Below are 8,175 nucleotides of genomic sequence, written 5' to 3' on the forward strand. Positions count from 1 at the left end.
TGCTGCCGGAATCTCTCGAGGGATAGAGGAAAAAAAGGAATCCTATGGATCATCACCATGCTGAACGAAATATCCACTGTGGGTAAAAAAATCACCTTTTCAGCCCGTGGGAGAAAGGACTTGATTCAAGGCTTTTGACTTCTATGAGACACAATGCAGTGAGGATCAGGAAGCCCGCAGGCTCGGTCAACACGCTATTTGAACGTCCGCCGATGCGCCGAAAGCCTGGCTCACTGCTTTTTTCAATCAAGTGAAAGGATCTATCCGTGTCAAAACCTGTTGTGCCGTTCTGTCGGGTTGCTGTGTTCGTGGTTCTGACTTCCCCTAGTATCCTGGCGTGTACAGAAAAGCCAAAAGGCAATCTGGTGGAATACGCCGATTCCAAGACGACCGCTACCAAGAGCGATGACGTCATCCAACAGCCTGTCGTGGATCCAGCTGAACCAGGCATGAATCCGCTTTGTGAAGCCGAGTCATCACCAGAGATGTTCAGCAGTTTGGGCGAACCAGTTGAGGTCCCTTTACCCTTTCCGTTTGAGTTTACCGAAGGACCCGTATGGCTCGAGCACGAACAGGCCCTCCTTATTTCAGCATGGAATTTCCGTGATCCTACCAATGGTCAAGGCCCACCAACCTCAATTTTGAAGTATGCACAAGGCACCTGGAGCGTCTGGAGCGAAAAGGGAGTCCATGGTAGCAACGGTCTTGCTATTGATAGCAATCAGAACATCGTCGCCGCCTTGCATGATCGCCAAGAGATTTCGCGGATCACTCCTGACGGCACGCGTCAGGTTGTTGGCAGCAGCTATCAAGGCAAAGCTTTCAACTCGCCTAATGATCTCACTGTTGCCAAGGACGGCACGATTTATTTCACTGATCCCGCTTATCAACGTGATGGGCGCGAAGGGCAAGGTCTTATCACTGGCGTCTACGCCATCAGCCCAAACGGTGCAATCAATCCCGTGGACCTCAGCCTAACGAGACCAAACGGAATTGTTTTGAGCCCAGATGAGAAACTTTTGTATGTTGGTGGGAGCGACGGTAAAATTTTCCGTTACCGCATGGAAATTAATGGCGAGATCAAAGCTGATGGCGTTCTGGCAACACCCGGCAAAGGAATCGATGGAATGTCCGTGGATTGTGCGGGCAATATCTATGCAACTGTGCCAAGTGAGAAATCCGTACACGTCTATTCGCCTGCGGGGATACTGCTGACAACGATCGCCGGTTTCAAATATAACCCTACAAATGTTGCTTTCGGCGGAACTAACAAGAACACCATGTTTGTCACAACTGCAGGCCATTTGTTTCAAGTGGAGATGAAAATACCAGGTTTTCCATATTGACAGTAATAACAGCTCACTGCTGTCATCTCGTTATTCCTCTGCCATTTGACCCAATGAGAGACATGAGATCGTCTCTCAGTTGTGAGTCCTCTTGAGGACGGAAAGCTCCGGCTGCAGAGTCTTAGCCCGTCCGCAACTTCTGCTGAAATTGACTCGACCTAGTCGATGTCTTGGCAGGTCAGCTCAACCGAGTAGATCGAGTCTTTCTTGAAATCCAGAAATCCTTGATAGTACTTTTCGAATTGCAGGGTCTTTGTCCAAGAGTTGTACCTGGCTTCTGCAACCGTGCGGGGAACGCCGACGCTGTTTTCGGTTTCGGTGACATTCAACAGCGGGCCCACCTGGGAAGCAAAGAAAGCGCTGACGCCGCGCGTGTATTCCTCGACTCCCGGGCGGACGCCGTCCGTTGAACCCACTGCGAAAATACCATTCAAGACTTTTTGTTCGTCCCAGAAGGTGTAGGCTAGGGCGCCTTGAAGCGCAAAGCTTTCTGCTCCGCCATCAGACTTGCCTCTATAAAGACATATTGAGCCGGAGGTCACGGTGTACAGACCCGGCTCAGAATTCTGAAAATTGCAGGATGCGATCGCTTTTGCGTCGAGGACCTGAGGTCGTCCCTCGTCCGAAGAATGCAATTCTGGACACGGTGTAAGATCGGCGAAAGCCATAGTGGAAAATAAGTTCACGAGAAGTGTAAAGGAAAGCTTTGGCATATGTTGAATCTCTCGTATTGAAAGTGCATGAAATGGGCCCACATTGGCCACAATTCACACGGAGATGGTTATCATGCTCGTGACAGGAACTCAATTGAAGAGTCGTTTGAGTGGAACACGCAAGAGATATGATCCGGTATTTTTTTGAAATAGAATTCTCTTTGAAGCTAGGTTTTTTCATGCTTTCCAGAACAAGAAAGCATCTTTGTTTTTTTCGCGTGATCCTTGTGCAGGACACGGCTGGGAGAGATCATGCAGTCTAAAAGATAGTGCGCGACCTTTAAAAGGAAAGGAGTTGACGACAGCATCACTGAAATGTACCTAAACGGATCATTCACTTCATATGAAGGACTTACTCGTGCAACATTATTTTTTCCTCAGTGGTTTTTTATTGATGGCGCATACTGCAACTGCAGAGGTGACTTGCCCGGATCTATCTGGTACCTATGCTTACACAAGCGCTTCCGTTTCATGCTCGACCTCCTCCTATGAGTCTGACGGGCAACTGCCAGTTCCAAGTGCATCCATCAATCCTGGATTACTTGGTGAAGGCACACAGCTCGTGGTTACTCAGTCAAGCTGTGGAGAAGTCGTCCTCACATATGAGCATTTTGGGAAAAAAAGAGACGTTACTCTGTTGAGTCAGACGGCGGCTGAAGTCTCCGAGGATGTCATCACGGAATGGGTTAAGGAGGGACTTACAGTCAAGGCCGAAGAAGGCGGGCTAGGCAGTGGGAATTATGCGAGCGCATCGTTTCAGCTACGCCCGACTGCGGCAAGGGACCTTGAAATTATTCACAACCGAACGGACATTTCACCGTTTTTTGGTTTGAGTCGCGAATACTACACTTGTACACTGACGCGCCAGTAGACCAAGGGCAGCCTTCAGTACACTGAGGGCTGCAAAGAAGGTCAGAAAACTTAGGGAATGAACTTAAAACTTCTTGTGGCAAAGCAGGTTTGTAAGGTACGCGTCTACGCCGTAAATCGGAACATTCTCGAAACCATTGCCGCTGACAGTTGTGTCGCGTTCAACTCCTGGGAAGTCTTCAATATGCCCTGCAAAAAGCCAGGGGTTGGTGTAATTTTCTGGAAAAGCAATTCTTAGGTTTACTGGTCTGCTGTCCAGGCTCTTCTGGAAATTTATAGATATCCATTTGCCATCGTACAGACCCAGATTATTCACTTCGATGATCTGAGAGTCGACAGTAATTTGATTTGACTCAGCATTCATGTATAGATCGAGTTCACTCACGCTTGGTAAGCCATCCTTTAAATGTCCTGTCAGATTGAGCTTAATAGGGAATGTTCCGATTCCAGGCATGCATTGATACAGCAGCTGGCGATTGAGTGATGCATCCTCATCAGCACGGGCAACTGCGACGGCTAAAAAGTGACTCGTGGCAAAAAAAGCGCCAACCAAAAACGGGAATTTGCGGAAAGAATTGAAGAACATGAAAGGTCTCACCCTATTATACAAATGCAGCAGAACCAATTATTTCACGACGATAGTAAAATCAACGCCTGCTGTTTCAACGTTCTTGACTACGATAGCTTCAATGTCACCAGCAAAGCCTCTAATTTCAGATTTTAGAGTTTGTACGACGGGAAGATATTCGCGAGTACAGATCCGCTCCTCGAGGTTCACTGGTACTTTTTTAACTGCGCTTATTTCGAGTACGCCGTCTTTCAAGGCCTCGACCAACTCGACTGTTGTGCCCTGCGCCTGGCAAGGGTTCGATCCAAGTATCACGTCAGCTTCCAGTTGATAAGCGAAGGCTCGCGGGTTAATGCCTGCGTTGACCGGCACCAGACGAAGCTCTTGGATGACCGTTGTATACTCTACGTACTCGACAGCTGAAGGGGCATCGATATCAGAAAGCAGTTGAGTCGAGGCGTTTGCAGGAACGGCACTGAGCATAGCGAGAAGGACGATTAAATTTTTCATTATCAGATCTCCGCGAAAAGAAGTTTCTCTTACGCAGTGAGTTCTAGCAGATACTTTAAGGTTGAGGTTAGACTTGACCAGCCAACCGAATATTAAGTGTTTGCGGCTTGGCTGTGTAATCAAACTCGAACTATTGCGCCATGTAACACTCAATCCACTGCGAATCTTGATTGGATGTCGCCCTTTATCAAGACTTTAGAAAAACTTAATTCACTCGGCTTATGGGGTCTTACAGCAAAACACTCAGCAGTCGCGCTCACGAAGGAAACAATTTGTTAGATGCTGGTAGCACAATAACTGGTCAAACCGAGATCCACTCCGGAATCTTCCTGGATCCAACAGATATTGGCATTCATGCGACCATAGATTCCACCTTTGCCACAAGCGCCACCTCGGGAAACGACGCCGAATACGCGCCACTCCCCGTTGCTTAGTCTCGCAAATGCCGGGCCACCGCTATCACCCTTGCAGGAATCCTTGCCGTCGTTGCCAAGAGCCACTTCACTATCACCAACTTTGGTGATGGTGGCATCCACTTCGTATTTCACTCCATAACCGTCCATGCGATAGCCGAAGCCAACAATATAGGCGCTCAATCCGGATTGCAGGACTTCCGCGGTTTCATCCGCATCCATCAGCACGGGAATATAGGCCGATACGGGAAGGTCTAACGGTTTGTCGAGCACGAGATAGCCGATATCATTCCAGCCATCTTCGTTGTTACTGTACTTGGGAGAATAAGCCATCTTCACGGCTGTATACTGGGCTGTGAGACGTCCACCTTCACTGCCTTCACCCACGTAAACGCCGATGCGGGCGGGATTGGTCGAGCCCTGAATGCAGTGACCAGCGGTAACAACAAGCCGAGGATGGATCGCTGTGCCGGAACAGAAGATGCGGCCATTGGTAACCAGGGCCACAGTGGATAGCCACTCTCCTGCTTTCGTCTTCACACCACCATAAATGCATGGCCATTGCCCAAGTGTCCAATCCTTTGATCGAGCACAGGTTTGAAAGAGGTTTTGCGGCAAGGCTCTTGGCAGGGCGGGGCAGACCGTGGTCGTTGGATATGACGGCGCCGCTCGGAGTGTCAGGAAAAGGCCACGCTTTTCGCTCATGCTCGGAGCGGCATAGTCGTTGGTCGGTTATTGCGAGATTTCGCTTGGATCCAACAAGACTGTCTCGGATTCATTCACGAACAAAGTCCCGTTGTACTCATTGTTGATGAAGACCTTATAGTAAGCTGAAGCAGAGATTTGACTTCTTTCTATGGAGAGGGCACCCCTATGTGGGCCAAATGCACGTAAACATCTTACTGTAGGAGTGGTTTGTGCCTGAAAGGAAATCTGGCCAATCGATGGGCTTGGTTGGGAATTGGAAGGAGTAGGCTGGGTGATCTGTAGATCGCTGATCTCTAGATTGCACATCGAGCTAAAAATCTGCTTTGTTGAAAAGCTGATCCGAAGCGCTTCGCTCTCAGAAGCTGCGGTGACGCTGAGATCGAATGATTGAGCGAACAGTGACCCTGACATGAGCATGGATGCGAGGGCTATTGAAATTTTTTTCATGAAGATTCCTTTCCTTAAGTGCTAACACCCGGCTTATAGGAAACCTAAGCTGCTTTGTAAAGCCTTGGCCAGCCAATCAGCGCGATCATTTTGCGCTCGGAATTACTGCATAAAACCTCTAGTACCCCCTGCCGATAAAAATGAACGGCGTGAACTCAATCATCTCCATCGTGCTCACAATTCGTAATCACTCCAGGCCCCTATACTTTCAATCTGAGTCCAATAGCGGGATACTCCGCCCGTCACCAATTGTGAATCAAGCTCTCTATCTTCAACCGGGCCTCTTGCTGTTCCTACGCTTACACTTGTCAAAAGGAGAGATATAACTTGAGACCAACGAGGAATACATGAATCGAAAAGCAATGGGTCCAGGTCTATTTATGGCTTTAACTGCCTGGGCAGTTGGGAATTCTGCTTTTGGAGTTCATAACCTTCGTGAGAAAGATTTGGCGATTATCATGCCCTTGGAGGAAAAAGGCCTTATAACAACGGGCGGCAACACCCAGCTTGGAAGAAATCTCCTCCCCAGCTCCTGGTATCAAAGCCTGCACGCTGCTTATCTAAAGACCAGTATCGGCGATGCTCTGATGAGCGAGAGCCGTTATGAAGACTGGACTTTGGTATCATTACGAATCGCTCCCTGTGCGCCACTCGGCTTGGCTCCAAGCCAGAAAATAGATGACCTCTGCTGGCCTGAAGTCAGGCTGGTATGGCAGCCTGTTCTGCGGAAGATTACGCTCCATGCGCGTTATATGGAAGCGGCCGGAGAGGACCGATCCGTTCATGCCATTTATCCTGTTGCGCCGACTGTCGCATTTCTCAAAGGCGACGAGGCCAAGGAAGCTCAGAATTTTCTGCAAAAAATAAAGGACGCGGTCACAGACCAGGGAAATCCTGAAACCTTAACGGCCGCTGAGATCGAACGTTTTAGGACGCTCAGAAATCGAACCAGCCGCGAGCTGCTAAATCGCACGTTGTCACTCCGTGCGTCAGGGATCGATCCAACTCTGTATGAGCAGCATGGAACGCGACCAGAATTCGCTCGAGGAGAGGGAACGCCTTTTCTAGCGAAGCTCGGTGAATTCCTTCGTGATTTCGCCCAGCCGGGGCACCTCCAAACTCTGACCTCCTTCTCACTGCCAGCAGGTCGCGAGCCAGCCCATCTCGACGAGTGGGTCTTTCTATCATTTAAGGGCGAGAAGGGAAAGATCGTGCCGCTGCCTATTGCCATTCACTCGAAAAAAGATGGGCGCAAGCTCCTTTCGCTCACCTCGTCCATGCGAGGCACCATGGCCCGCGACGATGAAGCCCTCTATGAACCGTTTGCAGACGAGGTGGCAGCGGAGCTCAAAGAAACGGTGATGCTCCGTGTCCCTGATATCAGACGCCTCGCATCCATCTTGCAGGATCGAAAACAGATTCTGGTTCCCAATACTTCGTGCATTTCCTGTCATAAAATGAATTCAGAACGTTTCGACTTTCATAATTTGAGCTATCTCGAGGATCGTGACATCAGCATTTCTCCGCGGGTCAAGCGGGATGTGGAGCTTGACCGAAGCTGGATCACTGATTTTCTATCCGATGACTGAGGCTTGAAGTCATATTTTCGGTGGTGCAGCAGCGCCTCACCAGGACGTAGCCAATGGCGATCAGGTCAAAGACAAACTCAATGGCTTGACAAGGCCATGTATAAGGATATGGTGACAGCATCGATTTTCAGTTGTCGCGTAGGTCAGGTCGGCCTCTTTCTCTCGGCAATAGAAGAGGAAGAGGCCTGACCTGACGTATTATCTTTGAATCAAAGAAGCCGCTTTAAGCCGTTCCCAATCCTCCTGGCTCACACCAGCGACTTCGATAGACGTCTGCCTTGTGATGCGGTTGGCTTCCCCACTGGAAGAGATTGCACTCTACGGCAATCAAATTAAAGATATCTCGCCCCTTTCAAAGCTTAGCAATCATCAAGATGATCGACATCCGTGATAATGTCGTAGAGGATCTTACACCTCTCAAAAATCTAGGAACATTAGCGCGCATCAAAGCCCGCTTAAACCCCATTGACCCAAACCTGGCTTGCCAGGCCTTAACCCATATCTCTGCAGGAGCAATCTGTGAGACAGATCCGCCCCAACCTAAAAATTTTCAAGAATGGTGTACGTGGGGCGATGGATTGACCGCATTTGATGACTGTCCAGCGCGTGATACTTTGAAGGCATTGTTCAATTTTGCAGGTCTATCATGGATCGGAAAAGACTGTCTAAAAGCTGAAAGCGCCTTGAGCTCAATGGAGTCGCTCGATCTTAGTTTCCCGACCTTGAATAAAAATGGTTTCCCTCGCCTGCGAGATATCGCTCCTCTTGCGACTTTAAAGCGACTTCTCAGCCTCGATCTTCGGGGCAATGAGATAAGAAGAAGTATAGAAAGTTTAGGAAGCCTCCCAGCTCTTGAAACGGTTTATCTGGAAGGCAATTCCTTGCAGTCTATGCTCTGTCCTTTGCCTCGCGAGGAAGGCTGCATTTTTCATGGCACGTGATAGCTCCTTGCCGGGCTCACGCTTGAGCTTCTGGACGGCCTGCTTCAGATCCCCGCGTACGATCTCTGCG

The 8,175-nt window shown here is 49.3% G+C and carries 9 protein-coding genes; 4 read left to right on the forward strand and 5 right to left on the reverse strand.

Going from position 1 to position 8,175, the window contains the following annotated elements; translation table 11 throughout:
• Positions 1-365 precede the first annotated feature (365 nt).
• A complete protein-coding gene (locus VE954_RS00265) occupies positions 366-1,346 on the forward strand; it encodes an SMP-30/gluconolactonase/LRE family protein (RefSeq protein ID WP_324948431.1) in 981 nt (326 codons plus the stop codon).
• 158 nt (positions 1,347-1,504) lie between these two features.
• Here the strand turns inward: VE954_RS00265 and VE954_RS00270 are convergent, their stop codons facing one another.
• Positions 1,505-2,014 (reverse strand): hypothetical protein, encoded by a 510-nt coding sequence (locus tag VE954_RS00270; RefSeq protein ID WP_324948433.1) that lies wholly within the window; start codon positions 2,012-2,014, stop codon positions 1,505-1,507.
• 403 nt (positions 2,015-2,417) lie between these two features.
• On the opposite strand from VE954_RS00270, the gene VE954_RS00275 reads away from it, so the two are divergent.
• Complete coding sequence (locus VE954_RS00275) at positions 2,418-2,930, forward strand: hypothetical protein (protein WP_324948435.1); 513 nt, start codon at positions 2,418-2,420, stop codon at positions 2,928-2,930.
• 63 nt (positions 2,931-2,993) lie between these two features.
• Here VE954_RS00275 and VE954_RS00280 read toward each other — a convergent pair whose 3' ends face one another.
• The 4 genes from VE954_RS00280 to VE954_RS00295 all read right to left on the reverse strand — a co-directional run bounded on the left by VE954_RS00280 (position 2,994) and on the right by VE954_RS00295 (position 5,575).
• Positions 2,994-3,515: a hypothetical protein gene (locus VE954_RS00280; protein WP_324948438.1), complete on the reverse strand. Its 522-nt coding sequence runs from the start codon at positions 3,513-3,515 to the stop codon at positions 2,994-2,996.
• A gap of 39 nt (positions 3,516-3,554) precedes the next feature.
• On the reverse strand, positions 3,555-4,007 hold the full coding sequence (locus tag VE954_RS00285) for a hypothetical protein (protein WP_324948439.1): 453 nt from the start codon (positions 4,005-4,007) through the stop codon (positions 3,555-3,557).
• Between the two features lie 275 nt (positions 4,008-4,282).
• Positions 4,283-5,125: a S1 family peptidase gene (locus VE954_RS00290; protein ID WP_324948441.1), complete on the reverse strand. Its 843-nt coding sequence runs from the start codon at positions 5,123-5,125 to the stop codon at positions 4,283-4,285.
• Positions 5,126-5,152: 27 nt separating this feature from the next.
• On the reverse strand, positions 5,153-5,575 hold the full coding sequence (locus VE954_RS00295) for a hypothetical protein (protein WP_324948443.1): 423 nt from the start codon (positions 5,573-5,575) through the stop codon (positions 5,153-5,155).
• 347 nt (positions 5,576-5,922) lie between these two features.
• Between VE954_RS00295 and VE954_RS00300 the strand changes: the two genes are divergently transcribed.
• Complete coding sequence (locus VE954_RS00300; RefSeq protein ID WP_324948445.1) at positions 5,923-7,164, forward strand: hypothetical protein; 1,242 nt, start codon at positions 5,923-5,925, stop codon at positions 7,162-7,164.
• 374 nt (positions 7,165-7,538) lie between these two features.
• Entirely contained in the window at positions 7,539-8,105 is a 567-nt protein-coding gene (locus tag VE954_RS00305) for a hypothetical protein (protein WP_324948447.1), read from the forward strand.
• Positions 8,106-8,175 lie beyond the last annotated feature (70 nt).

Source organism: Oligoflexus sp., assembly GCF_035638955.1.
In the GTDB taxonomy this organism is placed as follows: Bacteria; Bdellovibrionota_B; Oligoflexia; order Oligoflexales; family Oligoflexaceae; genus Oligoflexus.